Genomic DNA, 16,039 nt, shown 5'->3' with positions numbered 1-16,039 from the left:
AAGCTCTGCAGGGCCGATGGTACTAGGGCATAAGCCCTGGGAGAGTAGGTCGTTGCCGAAATAAAATTTGACCCCTGGGAGAACCCAGGGGTTTTATTTTTATACCATAGCCCATATGAAGATTTAACCTGCACCGCAAGAAAGTTAGTTGGTGATTATTATAATGTGAGAATATATAATAAGACAAATTGCCCGTCATTACGACATACTTATTGTTTATTACAGAAAGGATGAAAAATTTTTGAAAGAATTTGTAATAGTGACCGACTCATGTAGTGATCTTCATATGGACTACGTGGAAAAAAACAATATAGAATATGTGCCACTTACGTATCAATTAGGTGATCAAGAATATATCGATGACTTTGGGAAAACAATGACCCATAAAGAGTTTTACCATGCGATGAAAGAGGGTAGCATTGTTAAAACGTCTCAACCAAGCCCACAAAGTTTTTATGACGTATTCTATAAACATGTAAAAAAGGGTACTGAAGTTTTATATATTGGTGTTTCTACAGGTTTAAGCGGTACCTTTAATAGTGCCAGCCTAGCCAAAAGAATGGTATTAGAAAAAAAACCCAATGCCGGCATCACCCTAATAAATACTTTAACTGCCTCCATAGGGCAGGGGCTGCTAGTAATGCAAGCGGTGGAGATGAAAAGGCAGCAAAAGCCCCTGAGTGAAATAGTTGAGTATTTAGAGATTAAAAGAAACACCATGAGAACTTTTATGTCGGTAAATGATTTAAAATACTTGAAAATTGGCGGCAGAATCAGTAGACTGCAATATTCCATGGGTATGCTTTTGAATATTAATATAATGTTATGTCTGGATAAAGAAGGCAAGGTGGGTCTTTTAGATAAAGTGAGGGGAAGAAAAAAGGCAATACTTCATTTTGTCAAATCCGTTAAAGAAAATATAATTAACCCTGAAAATCAAGTGATTGCTATATCACATGGAGAAGCATTTAATGATGCCTTAGCATTAAAAGAGGAAATTTTAAAAGAAGTAAAAGTTCGAGAAGTGGTTCTTGGAAATATAGGGCCCGTTGTGGGAGCATACGGAGGGCCCGGTGCGCTAGCGGTGTTTTTTACAAATTAGAAATAAACCCTGAGGTAAGCCTCGGGGTTTTATCTTTGGCATTATAAGATACTTTACCCGGGCCCCAGGGAGATTTCGAAAATAATTGTTGTTGTGGGAGTAATATAAACTGTAAGTTCACCCGATGCTTCTTCACGACGTGTGCCTGGGGTATATTCAAATACAAAAGGAATACCTGCTTTTATAAGTAGGGTTATGGCGGCGTTTATTTGTGCTATTTGATTGTTGGGTGAATTTAGTAATTTCTTAAAAACATCGGTGGCCAGCAGAGTTTCAAGCTCTTTATAAAAATGGCCTTGACTTCTCGGGTCTTTATGGCCGGAAAATTCATTGTTATATTTCTGCATGACAGTGGCTCCTTCACAAATCTTTATTTATGATATGTGATAAACAAATAATAGTGATTTAGATTTAACCTTTTTTGTTCTAACTGATTAATCGAAGGGCAAATGCCCATGGGCATATTGGGTCACATCAATTACCCTTTGGCTGTAAATAATAATGATGAGGAAAAATTTACGGTAGGTGAAAAAATGCCAAGGGACTATAGGAAGATTTCATTATGGAAAAATGTCAGTAAGAGTGATTGGAATAATTGGCAGTGGCAAATGCAAAATCGCATTACTGCAATAGAAGATTTACAGAAAGTAATTAACTTAGAAAACCATGAAAAAATAGCTATTAAACAAACCCTTGGCCGATTGCGTATGGCCATTACCCCCTATTATGCGTCACTTATGGATGCTAACGACCCCCAATGTCCGATTCGCAAACAAGCTGTACCCGTTTCCATGGAACTACAGCAAAGTTGTTATGATATGGAAGACCCATTAAGTGAAGATTTGGATTCTCCAGTGCCGGGTTTAACCCACCGGTATCCTGACAGGGTACTGCTATTAGTAACTGATCAATGCTCCATGTATTGCCGTCACTGTACCCGCAGGCGTTTTGCAGGTGTCACCGACCGTGCCCGGTCACGGAAGGATATTGATCTGGCCATTGATTATATCAAGGGCACGCCCCAGATACGTGATGTAATTTTATCAGGCGGTGACAGTCTGCTGATATCCAATGAAAGATTGGAATATATTTTATGGCGTTTGCGCCGCATCAAGCATTTGGAAATTATTCGCATAGGCACCAGAACCCCGGTGGTGATGCCGATGCGCATTACCGAGGACCTATGCAGACTGATAAAAAAATACCATCCCATATATGTAAACACTCACTTTAATCACCCCAAGGAAATCACTGCAGAGGCCCGGGAGGCCTGTGAGCGATTGGCGGACAGTGGCATACCTTTGGGCAACCAAACGGTGCTGCTGAGGGGAGTTAATGACTGCCCTTACACAATAAAAAAATTAATGCACCTGCTATTGATGATCAGAGTGCGCCCCTACTACATATACCAGTGTGATCTGTCGCCGGGGATAGAGCAGTTTCGCACCTCAATTTACCGGGGGATTGAAATTATTGAAATGTTGAGGGGTCACACCTCCGGGCTGGCAGTACCTACATATGTGGTGGACGCTCCGGGAGGGGGTGGGAAGATTCCCCTGGGCCCCCAGTATATGATTTCACAGGCGGATGACAAAGTGATCTTACGCAATTATGAGGGGGTGGTTTGTTCTTACCCACTGCCTCCCCATGAGGGCACCCGATGTTACAGCGATAAACAGATGCGCTTAAAGAAGGGTGAAACTGTGGGCATAGAAAGGCTTATAACGGAACAAGCCACCAGTCTAACACCCCAGGGCAACCTAAGGATAAAAAGGCGCAAAAGGTTTGGCAGCAAAGTAAAAGGGGGTCGTGTGGGTGGAACAACAGCCTACCGTAAGTACCAATAAATATAATAAAAATTGCCGAGAATATGGTTACGTAATAGAGTTAAGCCAATACAATCAAAGTGGTAAAATTGTGATAGACAAATTTAACAGCAGGTTAAAGGTAATTGATTTTAGCGGTGATAATATTGCTATAATTATAAATCGGGCTAAGGAGATGGCGGTGGAAAATCAACTGGGCAAGATAATATTTTTTGTCCGGGGAATATATAAAGAAAGGCTGTTAGCACATAACTTTGTTTTGGAGGGCAGTATACCGAACTTTTTTGCCGGAGAACATTGTTATTGCCTGTCCTTATTCTTAGACGGTAAAAGAGCGTTTAGTAACACGCTGCCGGAAGAAGAGAAGATAATTAAGGATATTTATAGCTCTGCCGGCAAACCGGCTGAAAAGCCGCTGCCTGAGGGCTTAAAATTAAAGGCCGCTGACCTTGCAGATGCTGAGAAACTGGTGGACCTATACAGCAATATATTTAGCAGTTACCCCAGCCCATTATTAAATGCAGACTATGTGCGGGCCTTGATAAATAAAAGGGCAATTTTTATGGCGGTGTTTGACAATGGCCAAATTGTCAGTGCTGCTTCTGCTGAAATAGATGGAAAAAATAAAAATGCTGAAATAACTCACTGTGCAACATTACCCGATTACCGGGGAATGGGCTTATTAACAACTGCAATATTAGCACTGGAAAGTGAATTGGTTAATAAAAATATAAAAGTGTTTTACAGTTTAGCAAGGGCCACCTCTTATGGTATGAATGCGGTGCTGCACAAACTAAAATATAGCTATAAGGGTAGATTAATAAACAATTGTCATATAGCAGGCGGATTTGAGGATATGAATATCTGGTATAAAAAACTATAGAGTTTTAGTAAAATCCGCTATTGTGGCATAGCTGTTAATATCGTCAGTGCGCATTAAGGCACGGTACATTTTTAATAGGGAATTTAACATCTCACCGGTGGCATGGTTTACCAAGGTTACCTTTTTTGGCTTGACACAGGGCATTGCCATTGCCTTCCGAAATAACCACTTGGTACGAAAATCAGAGGGCGGGAAAGAATAACCCATTACCACGACATAATCGGCGTCGGCCAGTGCTTTCATGGCCCGGCGCCATAGTTTTTGCGTAAAAGGCATGGTATGATAGTTTTTCATCATGGTTGGAGGAATGATTATCTGTTGCAAGGGGTGCCGGCAGTTCATATGGGTACATGCAACTTTTTCCGAATGATTAAATACTAACCTTAAAACCTTGTTGTGATACTCTAAGGCAGTAAATAGTTGATGGCATTTATTACAATATAACCAATTAAGGGAGCCGTGCAGCTTTAAAAGCTGCACGCGGGACGGCTGCTGTATTAATAGGTTTTCGTTCGACAACAAATGACATTCAACCCCATAACCGTCCTTGGGAGACCAGTTGTTTTCAGACAGCAAAGCATTATCCATCAACAATTCATAATTAAATGAAATGATTACATCTCCGGGTGACAGGCTGGCGGCAATTTTTTGGTGGTAAGGGCAAGGGTCGCCGTACAATATCTTGTCAAAGGTTAAAGCCATTAACAACATATATTCCTGGCAGGCCTTTTTTAATGTTTCTGAATGGGGTTGCTCTTCTAACTCTATATGAAGTAGGGTTAACACCTCTTCCATGTCCACCTCTGCATGGGCACTGCATATATCAACCACATTACCCCCCCAATATTTTTTTATAAAAGAAAATAAATTGTTGTAAGTATAATTTTCATCGGCAAAGTGTCTATCTTTTACCCTATGAATATTAATTACCCGGCAAGCCTTTTGAAAGAAGTTTTTAGCCACCGGGCTGGTCTCTCCAATATATGAATTTTGGTAACCGGCGCTGGCCCCAGCACCTAATACATACACGGTTTTCAACGACCTACCTCCGAATTAATTTTTTTTCTATTGTGCAAGTATGCCAAGTATATTATGCAGGCTACAATAATGGATAAAATTAAAAAAAGCAGGCAAACTATAATAGCATTTGGTAACAACACTGGAGGTGGAAAAGAATGAAAGCAGAGGTTGATCAAGATCTTTGTATTAGCTGTGGGGCATGTATAGATGTGTGTCCTGAAGTGTACGATTGGAACGATGATGACAAGGCATCTGCCATTGTGGATGAAGTTCCCGAAGAGGTAGAAGAACAAGCCCAGGAGGCTGCGGAAAGTTGCCCCACAGATGCCATTAGTATTTCGTAACGGAGGTAGATGGCGCTGAAAGAAAATGATAAAGCAAGAATAAACGTGAACACTAAAACACCGGGTGCCCTTGATGTAGAGTTATTTAAACAAGAACTGGCATATAAAAGCAAAAGAAGAGAAGACAAGGGAAAAACAGCAGGTGAAGGTTCTGCTGTGGACTGAAGGTGCGTTAAAACGCACCTTTTAAATACTATTTAGAGTGTTATTATTTCAGAGACGGTATAGACTGCGGCCGGCATACACCGCTTGAGCTGATCCTGCACGGCTTATAATTTTTATAGTGTTAAGTAATTATGATGCAGGTAATTAAACTATTAACGGCGAAGTAAAGGCATATAAATACAGGGAAGTATAATACTCCAATGGTATTTTATGCCTTTCACCGCTTGTGGGGGGCATAAATTGTCAAGGATAACAGTTCTTCACGTCATTCGTCCGGCAGCGGGGGGAATGAAAAACCACCTGTTGGATTTAGTACGCCATACCGATCACAGTAGGTATAAGATAATAGTTGCCTGCCCCGGAGGCAGTGAAGTTGAGAAAGAGCTTAAGGAAGACGGTGTTGCCGTACTACCTATCCAGCTTAAAGGAAATTTGTCACCAAGTTCCGATTTGCTGGCGGCAATGCTCTTGGCAAGATATTTAAAACAGTACCGGGTAACTATTCTTCATACCCATAGCTCAAAGGCAGCTTTGGTGAGCCGTACTGCGGCCTTGCTTTGCAAAACACCCATTGTGCTGTTCACCGTTCATAACTCTATTTTTTATGCCGATTGGTCGCCACTAAAAAAGAAGACCATGGCCACCGTAGAGAAAATCCTTGCCAATGGCACAGATCGCATTATTACAGTTTCAGAGGCCTTGCGTAGGGAGATAATCACAAGGGAGCAAATCCCAGAGGATAAAGTAGTGACGGTATATAACGGCATCGATATAGATAGAATACAGCAAAAGGCAAACAAATTTCATGTATGCAAACAGCTTGGCCTTCCCCCAATGGGGAAGCTGGTGGGGGTTATAGCTCGGCTTGCCCCCCAAAAGGGAGTAACCTATTTTCTACAGGCTGCGGCAATGCTAAAAGAATATCAGGTTAATTTTATTGTGGTGGGCGATGGCCCCCTGGGGCAGCAGCTGCAGGCTGAGGCGGAACAATTAGGTCTGGAAGGCAGGGTTTTTTTCACCGGGCATAGAAATGATATTGCCCGGTTATTGGCGGCTCTGGATGTGTTTGTCCTACCGTCGGTCACCGAAGGTTTACCCTTGACAATCTTGGAGGCATTGGCTGCCCGTCGTCCTGTGGTAGCCGCTGGGGTAGGGGGAATACCGGAGGTTATTCAGCATGACCAAACCGGCATTTTGGTTGAACCAAAAGAACCGGTTGCACTGGCCGCTGCCATAGGAGAGTTATTAAACAATCCGGCAAAGGCCAAAAAACTGGGCGAAGCCGGTAGAAGGCTGGTGGAAAAAAAGTTTACGGTGGAAAAAATGGCCCAGAATATTATGGAAATATATAATCAAGTACTGCTGGAAAAAGGTTTAGCCCCTGACAGGGCGATGCTTAGCTATGAATTTTAAATGTTGGAGGTAAAGTTTATTGCGGCGGAGTTTAATAACATTAATAACACTACTAATTGTACTACTCTTGTCAGGCTATTCCTATGCCCAGGCGGGGGATAGGGGCTCGGTAGTTGTGGTGGTGATGGATCGAATAAATCTGGCAGATCTTAACCCTGACCAATATCCAGGATTTAAAAGGCTGATGGAAGAAGGGGCAGTGGGCTTGCTGAACTGCAACACCGGAGGTAGAATACTGCCGGAAAATACCCATGTCACCATTGGGGCAGGTGCCCATGCCCTGGGAGCAGGATACGCAGTATCTGCTTTTGACGTAGACACCCAATTAAATGAGGGTATGGCTGCAGATATATACTCACAACGTACCGGCAATTATCCGACCGGTGAAAGCATTGTGTATTTGGGTATAGCAAGGATGGTGGCGCTAAACGACGCTTTACCACGCAGTATACTGGTAGGAACACTGGGAGAATCATTGAAACAGGCAGGATATAAAACTGCTGTATTTGGTAATGCCGACTGCGAGGACAGAATAAGCCGGCTTGCTGTAAACATTGCCATGGATAAAGACGGTGTAGTCAGCCACGGTATAATAGACGGAGCTATACTACAGGAAGACCCTGCTTTTCCTGGAGGGAAGCGAACTGATTATCAAATATTAACCCGGGAAGTTATTAATGCCCTTCCCCAATACCCCCTCTTGGTTGTGGACCTGGGAGATACTGCCCGCCTTCATGAACAGCGCGTGGTTATGTTTGATGACGTTTACCGAAACAAACTGGCGGAATCACTAAAGAGAGCCGATGACTTTGTTAATGATCTAGCCAATCATTTGGGTGAAAAGGACTTACTATTGGTGGTTACACCCACCCCTGTCCAAGAAATGCTGGATCAAAGAAAAATGCTAACTCCGATAATTGCCTGGGGCGGCGATTTTAAAGTAGCCAATGAAGGCGACCGGGCCATGCTCATATCCGGCACCACAAAGCACCCCGGCATTGTGATGAGTACAGATATTACGCCGACAATTTTACAACATTTGGATATACCGGCTGTTGGTCCCATAAGTGGTCGGGCAATGTACCCAATGTTCGTTGATTATAACCCGGTGCAACACCTATTAGAAAAGCAGGATAATTTAGCTGTTACCCATGCGGCCCGGGGGCCCTTTCAAAAGGCCTATGTATTCCTTCAGATAATAATACTGGCTGCATCCCTGTACCTTATTTTTATACATAAAAAAGGTACTAAGTTGCTTAAGATGGCAATACTGTTTGTAGTATCAGTGCCTTTAGCTTATTTATTACTGCCCCTTTTACCTCGACCTTCGGTGGAGGCAGCAGCTGTGGAGTTAATAATGATTGCCTTGCTTCTTACCGCTGTGGCCATCACCTTGGGGCGAAGCAAATTTTTACGCAGCTATGGAATACTGGCTGTTGCCACGGTGTCTACGCTGTTGTTGGACACCTTGCTGGGGCAACCGTTACAAAAACAAGCAATTTTAAGTTACGATCCCATGGTTGGGGCTCGTTTTTACGGCATAGGCAATGAATACATGGGTGTGCTGCTGGGGGCCACCATAATGGCTGCCTCTGTGCTGGTAAACAATTACCCCCGGTACCGTAAATATATGATTGCTTTATCCGGTGCACTTTTTTCCTTTACCGTTTATTGCCTGGCTGCCCCCCACTTAGGAACCAACGTGGGCGGTACCATTGCTGCCACATCGTCATTTTTAGTTACCTTTTTACTGTTCCTAGGTGTTAGATTCCGTTTTAAGGTGGTAGCCGGGGTGGCGGCAGCTGTGGCGGCCCTGTTAGCCGGTTTTATTGCCTTTGATTTAAGTCGGCCGATACAGCAGCAGTCGCATATCGGTCAAGCTACCCGACTGATTATCGAGGGCGGCTTTGTTGAGATAATTAACATCATTAAACGCAAGTTATCTATGAATTTAAGATTGATGCGCTATACAGTGTGGAGCAACGTGCTATTAGCCAGCATCTTTACCTTGGCCGCACTGTTTTACAAGCCACGTGGCATTATGCAAGACATAAAAGAAAAATACCCCTACATCTTTAAAGGTTTAATCGGGGTTGTCACCGGTGCAATAGTTGCCTTTGCCTTTAACGATTCAGGGGTGGTGGCAGCAGCAACTACCATGATATTTGGCGTGCCGCCGTTAAGCTATTTAGCGCTCAAGGAACAAGGCGAGGGGAGGTCATAATATGCGTATCGGCCGTTTTTCGCACAAGGGTCAGGTTTTTACCGGTCAGGTAGGAGAGGATGACAAGGTATATCCCCTGGTGGGGGAGATATACGGTGAACTGAAAACGGTGGCAAAAGGTTACCTCATGGAAGAAGTAAAGGTATTAGCACCCTGCCGACCATCCAAGATCATTTGTGTGGGATTAAACTACAGTGACCATGCAGAGGAACTAAATTTGTCCATTCCTAAGGAGCCAATAATTTTTATGAAACCACCCACTGCGGTGGTGGGTCCCGGGGAAGCTATTATCAAACCACCTGAAAGTGAGCGGGTGGATTATGAGGGTGAACTGGCTGTGGTAATGCGCCATCATGCAAAAAACATTACTCCCGAAGAAGCCGCTGATTATATATTGGGCTATACCTGCGCCAACGATGTTACTGCCAGGGATTTACAGCAAAAGGACGGTCAGTGGACAAGGGCAAAATCCTTTGACACCTTTTGTCCCCTTGGGCCGTATATTGTTACAGATGTGGATACCAGTAATCTAAATATAGAAGTTTATCTTAACGGGGTATTAAAGCAGCACACATCAACAAAATACTTAATATTTGACATACCAACACTGGTGAGTTTCATTTCTAAAGTGATGACATTGCTGCCCGGTGACGTTATTCTCACAGGAACATCCAGCGGCATAGGTCCAATGGTAGACGGTGACAAAATTGAAGTTTTTATTGAAAAAGTCGGCCGTTTGACAAATCCTGTGATTGAATAACCGAGTAAGACGGTGGAAAATGAACCTAACTTCTTCTAAATAAGGATATACCTAAGATGATATAAATTTTGGTTGACAATCGCAAAACTTATGTTAAAATTGTGTCTGTGGAATTTAAGAAAGTTCCCGGATAAATAAATGGAGGATTGGTAATTCCAACAAAAATATTTCCAAAGGGGGACGATAGCAAAAATGAAAAACTTGGGTCGTCATGTCTTGGCAGAGATCTACGGATGTGAGTTTGACATCTTAAACGATGTCACAAAGGTGGAAGAGATCATGGTTAACGCCGCTTTAGAAGCCGGCGCAGAAGTAAGAGAATTTGTCTTCCACAAATTTAGTCCACAAGGAGTCAGTGGTGTGGTAGTTATTTCTGAGAGTCACTTAGCTATTCATACTTGGCCTGAACTTGGCTATGCGGCTGTAGATGTTTTTACCTGTGGAGATAAAGTTGATCCATGGGATGCATGCAATTACCTAGTTCGTAACTTTGGGGCTGAAGACATGTCTGCCCAAGAAACCGTAAGAGGTCTCCTGCCGGAAAAGGTAGCAAATCAACCTGCTGCTGTAAATCTATAGGAGGGATATTTATTAGTACCGTTTATCAAAAAGGTTAGCGAAGCCTTGCAAGTCCTGATGGAATTGCAAGGTTTTTGCTTTTATACCGTCAATTACATGGGGTCTAAACATAACTATTCCTTAAAAAATGAAGGATATCCATTAAAGATAACGAATATTTAATATGTTATTGGGGAGGGGGAACATTATAATGTATAAAATTTTATGTCATATAGACGATGAGTTAGAACTAATTAATAACAGAGTTAATAAAGAATTAATAATCAATAAAGCCGGGACGGTAAGCTCATATGCGCACCTAGAGTTCTCCCATCTTGATAGTATCATCCGCCCGGCTGTTGTTGTACTTTCAGCCAAAGTATTTGATTATAAAAAAGAACCCACTATTACATTTGCCAGCATTATACAATTAATATACATGGGCACAAAGGCCCATGCCCATATCACCGAGATGGATACCCAACCCGGTATCGACCTAGATCCCCGTGACGGATGCCAATACCCGGTCTTGGTGGGTGACTATTTATATGGCAAAACCTTTAGACTTTTAGTGGATACAGGTCTTGTTAGATACCTAGGTCCCCTGGCTGAGATGATATGCCATATTTCTGAAGGATGCACCCTGCAGTGCCAACTTGCCAATGCCAATGTAACTGCTGCCTCTGATTATGCTTTAGAAATTGTGCGCAAAGAGACCGCTGAACTGTTTGGTCGGTGCAGCTCCATAGCAGCTGATATCAATGGTGCTGCAAAAGAGCAGATTGAGCAAATGTATGACTTTGGCGTAAACTTTGGTTGTGGTTACGGCTTGTTACAACGGGGAAATGCATCACAGGAGGAGATCAATATCTATTTTAACCGGGCCTTGGAAACCTTAAAATCCCTAGCGCCCAGTGATGGGCAGCAGCAACTTACAGAACTCACTGAACTTTTGAAACAAGAAGAAATAATATTACGCCGAATGGTGGGTTAACTTAGCATATGGGAAAAAAAGATGACAATCAACTGCAAATACCCAGTAAATACCGCAACAAAGAAGAGTATGTACAATCGATATTTTCATCCATTGCCCACCGCTACGACCTGCTGAATACGGTGCTGTCATTTAATCGGGATAAGTATTGGCGCCGTTTTGCGGTGGCACAATGTCAGCTTAAACCCGGCGGCATTGGCCTTGATGTGGCCTGTGGCACCGGCATGTTATGTATTGAGCAAGCCAAGGTGGTTGGCCATGGGGGACAAGTACTGGGAATAGATTTTTGCGAAGATATGTTAGCAGTGGGGCAAAAAAATATTTCCCGCACACCCTACAAGGATATTATTCAATTAAAACAAGGTAATGCCATTGACCTTCCCTTGGAGGACAATACCTTTGATTGTGCCACCATTGGTTTTGCCCTAAGAAATGTGCCCGACATTAAAAAGACAATAGAAGAAATGCGCCGGGTGGTAAAACCTGGCGGTAAAGTTGTATCCTTGGAGCTGTCCAAGCCCAGTGTACCAATATTTAAACAGGCTTATTACTTGTATTTTGAGCGGATACTGCCCCTGCTGGGCAAAATAGGTGTAGGAAAAGACGGTCCCTACAGTTACCTGCCGCAATCATTAAAAGTATTTCCGCATCAAAGGGAGATAAATGACCTGTTTATAGAGACGGGCTTAAAAGATGCCAAATATTACGAACTTACCGGCGGTATTGTGTCGGTACATGTGGGTACAAAGTAATATATACAAAATGAGGTGACACCATGGTTTATAACAATATAGAAACGGTGAACTGGAAGTGGGTACAAGATGGCTTCTAATACAGTACCGGCTAGCAAAATTCGTATCTTTTTAGAAATGATTAAATTTGAGCACACCATATTTGCCCTTCCCTTTGCCTATATCGGTGCAATGCTGGTGGAGCAGAGAATACCTTCCGGTTCCGACATTCTTTGGATTACACTGGCCATGGTCGGTGCTCGTACCGCAGCCATGTCCTTAAACCGAATAATTGATCGTCATATTGATGCCAAAAACCCCCGTACAGCCAACCGTGCCTTGCCCAAAGGGCAATTATCGGTTCAAGAGGTGTGGGTTTATGTTGTCTTGTCACTGCTACTGTTAATGGTATCTGCCTACCAACTTACGCCCTTGGCCTTTAAGTTGTTGCCCTTGGCGGTGGCTGCCTTGGTGATTTATCCTTATACTAAACGGTTCACCTGGGGTTGCCATTTGTTTTTGGGTGCCACCTTGGCCATTGCCCCGGTGGGAGCATGGATAGCAATTTCGGGCTATTTTGAATTGGCCCCCATACTGTTGGGCCTGGGAGTAACCTTTTGGGTGGCCGGTTTTGATATTATTTATGCCTGTGACGACTATCATTTTGACAAACAATACGCTGTGCATTCCATACCCGCTCGCTTTGGAATTGCAACGGCCTTGAAAATATCAAGACTCTTTCATGTTATAGCTCCGGTATTTTTTATATCCACCGGTATGGTATTAAACCTAGGCATATTTTACTTTATCGGGGTGGCCATTGCACTGGCACTACTTTTTCAACAACACCGCCTCGTTAAGCCAGACGACCTATCCCGGGGTGGCGTAGCATTTTTCACTTTAAACGGCATGCTAAGCGTGGTTATGTTTGTTGCCACCTTGGTTGAGATACTTATATAACAGCAGTAACAAAATATTTGGTGGGACTAAGGAGATGAAACCATTGGAACAGCTATTTTATAACGCTGAACTAAATGATATAGTGGAGAAAGTACAACAGGGTATAAGACTGGATGCTGAAGATGCCCTTAGACTATACCGGTCTAACGATCTGTTGACTATAGGTGCCCTGGCTAACATGGTACGGGAACGCAAAAACGGTCATAACACCTATTTCATAGTTAACCGGCATATTAATCACACTAACATTTGTGAAAATCGTTGTAAACTTTGTGCCTTTGGAAGAGATGCGGATCACCCCAAGTCTTATATACTTTCGCTGGATGAAATTGAGCAAAAGGCTCGCTCGTGTGCCGATAAAAATATAACAGAGATTCACATAGTTGGTGGTATGCACCCGGAATTAAAGTTAGATTACTATGTGGAGATGTTAAAGCGGGTACGTACTGCGCTGCCGGGTGTAATGATTCAATCGTTCACTGCGGTGGAGGTAGATTACTTGGCCCAGCTGCATAAGATGGCAGTGGAAGAAGTGCTTGGTATATTAAAGGAAGCCGGTCTGGATTCGCTGCCCGGCGGAGGGGCAGAGATTTTTTCGCCCCGGGTGCGCAGCGTCATTTGTGATAAAAAGATATCCGGTGAACGCTGGCTTGAAATACACAAAGCGGCTCATCGGATTGGAATGCCTACCAATGCCACCATGTTGTATGGCCATATAGAGACCATTGAAGAACGAATAGAACATATGCTGGCTTTAAGGTCTGCCCAGGATGAAACCGGTGGTTTCCTTGCATTTATTCCCCTTAGGTTTCACCCGAGAAACACTGAATTAGAAAGGCTGAAATTAAATAGGGCCACCGGGTATGATGACTTAAAGACCTATGCCATATCACGGTTGCTGCTTGATAATTTTGATCACATTAAATCTTACTGGATAATGTTTGGTACTAAAATTGCCCAAGTATCACTGTCATTTGGCGTGGATGACTTAGACGGAACAGTGATGGAAGAAAATATTGCCCATGATGCAGGGGCTGACACAGACCAGTATATGCCCAAAAATAAGTTAATTGAATTGATAAAGGGTGCCGGTCGCTATCCCGTTGAACGAGACACCTTATATAACGTATTGGGGGAGGGTTTTTAAGTGTCTAAACTTCGGTTAGGGCAGCTTGAGTATATTAACTGCATGCCTGTATACCACGCACTGGTGGAGGGGCAACTGCCTCTGGAAGCTGAACTGATAAAGGGTCCCCCGGCAAAATTAAATCAAATGTTTTTAAATGGAGAACTTGATATTACCCCGGTATCATCTATTGAATACGCCCGTCACGCTGATAAATGTTACGTTTTACCTAACCTATCAATTAGTGCAGAAGGAAAGGTGACCAGTGTACTGTTATTTAGTAGGGTGCCGGTAACTGAACTGGATGGAAAAAAGGTTGCATTAACTTCCTCATCGGCCACTTCAGTGGCCCTGTTAAAAATACTGTTTGAGCACTATTTCCATGTGGAAGTGAAATATACTACCATGGAACCGGATTTTGACAGCATGATTAACAGCGCCGACGCAGTACTTCTTATCGGTGACGACGCTATGCTGGCAAATCAGCAAATTAGAAAGGGAAATCTGCCCTTTCTTGTAACAGACCTTGGTGAGGCGTGGTATCAGTTTACCGGTGAAAAAATGGTGTATGCCCTTTGGGTTATTCGCAAAGAATTTGCAGATAATAACCCTGAAAAGGTAGCACAGGTGGGGGAAACCTTATACCGCTCCAAGCTATTGAGTTTGCAGCAAAAGTCAACTCTGGTAGAAGTGGCCAGAAGTAAAAGCGGTTTACCCAAAAAGTTATTAGAAGAGTACTTTAACATTATCCGCCATGAATTTGGCGAAGATCACCAACGGGCGCTGATTACTTTTTATGATTATGCCTACAAAAGCGGCTTGATAGAAGAACGTGTACGGTTGGCAGTTTGGGGTGAAGACGTTGGCAAGTGATGTCAGCGAAATCATTCAAAGGGCGGTACAGGGTGAGCGATTAAATTTACAAGAGGGTGTAGCCCTCCTATCCTGCTCTGATTTAATCCTTTTAGGCCAAGGGGCCAATGCTGTTCGCCAGCAAAAACACCCGGATAAAACCGTTACCTTTGTAATTGACCGCAACATAAACTATACCAATGTTTGTCGCTGTAAATGTAAGTTTTGTGCCTTTTACCGGGATGAAAGCGACAGCGACGCATATATTTTATCACAAGAACAACTGTTTGAAAAAATAGAGCAGACTCTGGCGGTGGGCGGTACAATGGTGCTGATCCAAGGTGGTATGCATCCCCAATTGGGTTTAGACTACTACCTGGATATGCTGCGCTCCATTAAAAGTCGCTATAATATTCATATTCATTCCTTTTCCCCGCCGGAAGTGGTTTACATGGCAGAGAGATCAGGCTTAACCATTGCTGAAGTGCTGCGGCAATTGAAAGATGCCGGTTTAGATTCTCTACCGGGCGGTGGGGCGGAAATACTGGTTAACAGGGTGCGCAAGGCTATCAGTCCCAATAAAATTACTTGGCAGCAGTGGATAGAAGTGATGAAACAAGCTCATCTGCTGGGAATGAAAACCACCGCCACCATGATGTTCGGTCATGTGGAAACTCCGGAGGAGCGGGTACTGCACATGTTAAGGGTGCGTGATGCCCAGGACGAGACCGGGGGATTTACTGCTTTTATCCCCTGGAGCTATCAACCAAAGAATACCCAACTGGGCGGAAACACCGCCGGTGGAGTGGAATATTTAAAGACGCTGGCGGTGTCCAGATTAATGCTGGATAACGTGCCCAACATTCAAGCTTCTTGGGTAACCCAAGGGGCCAGGTTGGCACAGGTGGCTCTTTCCTTTGGCGCCAATGACTTCGGCAGTACCATGTTAGAAGAAAATGTGGTTAGGGCCGCCGGGGTATCCAATTGGGTGCCAATGGAAGAGATTATTCACTGCATAAAAGATGCCGGCTACCGTCCGGCCCAGCGCAACACCCATTATGATATATTGAGATACTATTAA

17 protein-coding genes are annotated in these 16,039 nt (G+C 43.5%); 15 read left to right on the top strand and 2 right to left on the bottom strand.

What is annotated here, in order from left to right:
- Positions 1-241: 241 nt before the first annotated feature.
- On the top strand, positions 242-1,102 hold the full coding sequence (locus tag BR02_RS0107655) for a DegV family protein (protein WP_031515820.1): 861 nt from the start codon (positions 242-244) through the stop codon (positions 1,100-1,102).
- A 53-nt stretch (positions 1,103-1,155) separates the two neighbouring features.
- Here BR02_RS0107655 and BR02_RS0107650 read toward each other — a convergent pair whose 3' ends face one another.
- Entirely contained in the window at positions 1,156-1,449 is a 294-nt protein-coding gene (locus BR02_RS0107650) for a hypothetical protein (protein WP_051688199.1), read from the bottom strand.
- Positions 1,450-1,635: 186 nt separating this feature from the next.
- On the opposite strand from BR02_RS0107650, the gene kamA reads away from it, so the two are divergent.
- Both kamA and ablB read left to right on the top strand, forming a co-directional pair.
- On the top strand, positions 1,636-2,949 hold the full coding sequence (kamA, locus tag BR02_RS0107645; RefSeq protein WP_031515816.1) for a lysine 2,3-aminomutase: 1,314 nt from the start codon (positions 1,636-1,638) through the stop codon (positions 2,947-2,949).
- Complete coding sequence (gene ablB / locus BR02_RS0107640; RefSeq protein WP_157834942.1) at positions 2,918-3,811, top strand: putative beta-lysine N-acetyltransferase; 894 nt, start codon at positions 2,918-2,920, stop codon at positions 3,809-3,811. Before kamA ends, ablB begins: the two co-directional genes overlap by 32 nt.
- On the opposite strand, the gene BR02_RS0107635 is transcribed toward ablB, so the two are convergent.
- Positions 3,806-4,840: an SIR2 family protein gene (locus BR02_RS0107635; protein WP_238442426.1), complete on the bottom strand. Its 1,035-nt coding sequence runs from the start codon at positions 4,838-4,840 to the stop codon at positions 3,806-3,808. The genes ablB and BR02_RS0107635 overlap by 6 nt on opposite strands.
- Positions 4,841-4,986: 146 nt before the next feature.
- Between BR02_RS0107635 and BR02_RS0107630 the strand changes: the two genes are divergently transcribed.
- From BR02_RS0107630 to mqnC, 12 genes are all read left to right on the top strand, one after another.
- Positions 4,987-5,175, top strand: a complete 189-nt coding sequence (locus tag BR02_RS0107630) for a ferredoxin (protein WP_031515810.1) — start codon at positions 4,987-4,989, stop codon at positions 5,173-5,175.
- 9 nt (positions 5,176-5,184) lie between these two features.
- Entirely contained in the window at positions 5,185-5,340 is a 156-nt protein-coding gene (locus BR02_RS15430) for a hypothetical protein (protein ID WP_157834941.1), read from the top strand.
- 240 nt (positions 5,341-5,580) lie between these two features.
- Positions 5,581-6,753, top strand: a complete 1,173-nt coding sequence (locus BR02_RS0107620; RefSeq protein WP_051688198.1) for a glycosyltransferase family 4 protein — start codon at positions 5,581-5,583, stop codon at positions 6,751-6,753.
- 19 nt (positions 6,754-6,772) lie between these two features.
- A complete protein-coding gene (locus BR02_RS0107615) occupies positions 6,773-8,977 on the top strand; it encodes an alkaline phosphatase family protein (protein ID WP_031515806.1) in 2,205 nt (734 codons plus the stop codon).
- A gap of 1 nt (position 8,978) precedes the next feature.
- Complete coding sequence (locus BR02_RS0107610; protein WP_031515804.1) at positions 8,979-9,737, top strand: fumarylacetoacetate hydrolase family protein; 759 nt, start codon at positions 8,979-8,981, stop codon at positions 9,735-9,737.
- 192 nt (positions 9,738-9,929) lie between these two features.
- The gene (gene speD / locus BR02_RS0107605; protein ID WP_031515802.1) at positions 9,930-10,316 is read left to right on the top strand and encodes an adenosylmethionine decarboxylase; all 387 of its coding nucleotides are present in this window, start codon (positions 9,930-9,932) and stop codon (positions 10,314-10,316) included.
- A gap of 190 nt (positions 10,317-10,506) precedes the next feature.
- Positions 10,507-11,289, top strand: a complete 783-nt coding sequence (locus BR02_RS0107600; RefSeq protein WP_051688197.1) for a polyprenyl synthetase family protein — start codon at positions 10,507-10,509, stop codon at positions 11,287-11,289.
- Between the two features lie 8 nt (positions 11,290-11,297).
- Positions 11,298-12,041, top strand: a complete 744-nt coding sequence (locus BR02_RS0107595; protein WP_051688196.1) for a demethylmenaquinone methyltransferase — start codon at positions 11,298-11,300, stop codon at positions 12,039-12,041.
- A 69-nt stretch (positions 12,042-12,110) separates the two neighbouring features.
- Positions 12,111-12,980, top strand: a complete 870-nt coding sequence (locus BR02_RS0107590) for a UbiA-like polyprenyltransferase (protein ID WP_031515796.1) — start codon at positions 12,111-12,113, stop codon at positions 12,978-12,980.
- 34 nt (positions 12,981-13,014) lie between these two features.
- Complete coding sequence (gene mqnE, locus BR02_RS0107585) at positions 13,015-14,127, top strand: aminofutalosine synthase MqnE (protein ID WP_420795386.1); 1,113 nt, start codon at positions 13,015-13,017, stop codon at positions 14,125-14,127.
- Positions 14,128-14,979: a menaquinone biosynthetic enzyme MqnA/MqnD family protein gene (locus tag BR02_RS0107580; RefSeq protein ID WP_031515792.1), complete on the top strand. Its 852-nt coding sequence runs from the start codon at positions 14,128-14,130 to the stop codon at positions 14,977-14,979.
- Positions 14,969-16,039 (top strand): cyclic dehypoxanthinyl futalosine synthase, encoded by a 1,071-nt coding sequence (gene mqnC, locus BR02_RS0107575; RefSeq protein ID WP_031515790.1) that lies wholly within the window; start codon positions 14,969-14,971, stop codon positions 16,037-16,039. The genes BR02_RS0107580 and mqnC overlap by 11 nt, the downstream gene beginning before the upstream one ends.

This window comes from Desulfofalx alkaliphila DSM 12257 (assembly GCF_000711975.1).
Taxonomy (GTDB): domain Bacteria; phylum Bacillota; class Desulfotomaculia; order Desulfotomaculales; family Desulfohalotomaculaceae; genus Desulfofalx; species Desulfofalx alkaliphila.
The sequence above is the reverse complement of the archived record's forward strand: the minus strand, read 5'-3'. Positions and strand labels throughout refer to the sequence as shown.

Excerpts from the sequence above, each read along its gene's own strand:
- BR02_RS0107650 (WP_051688199.1), bottom strand. The coding sequence starts at position 1,449 with ATGCAGAAATATAACAATGAATTTTCCGGCCATAAAGACCCGAGAAGT.
- kamA (WP_031515816.1), top strand. The coding sequence starts at position 1,636 with ATGCCAAGGGACTATAGGAAGATTTCATTATGGAAAAATGTCAGTAAG.
- BR02_RS0107630 (WP_031515810.1), top strand. The coding sequence starts at position 4,987 with ATGAAAGCAGAGGTTGATCAAGATCTTTGTATTAGCTGTGGGGCATGT.
- BR02_RS15430 (WP_157834941.1), top strand. The coding sequence starts at position 5,185 with ATGGCGCTGAAAGAAAATGATAAAGCAAGAATAAACGTGAACACTAAA.
- BR02_RS0107610 (WP_031515804.1), top strand. The coding sequence starts at position 8,979 with ATGCGTATCGGCCGTTTTTCGCACAAGGGTCAGGTTTTTACCGGTCAG.
- speD (WP_031515802.1), top strand. The coding sequence starts at position 9,930 with ATGAAAAACTTGGGTCGTCATGTCTTGGCAGAGATCTACGGATGTGAG.
- BR02_RS0107600 (WP_051688197.1), top strand. The coding sequence starts at position 10,507 with ATGTATAAAATTTTATGTCATATAGACGATGAGTTAGAACTAATTAAT.
- BR02_RS0107595 (WP_051688196.1), top strand. The coding sequence starts at position 11,298 with ATGGGAAAAAAAGATGACAATCAACTGCAAATACCCAGTAAATACCGC.
- BR02_RS0107590 (WP_031515796.1), top strand. The coding sequence starts at position 12,111 with ATGGCTTCTAATACAGTACCGGCTAGCAAAATTCGTATCTTTTTAGAA.
- mqnE (WP_420795386.1), top strand. The coding sequence starts at position 13,015 with ATGAAACCATTGGAACAGCTATTTTATAACGCTGAACTAAATGATATA.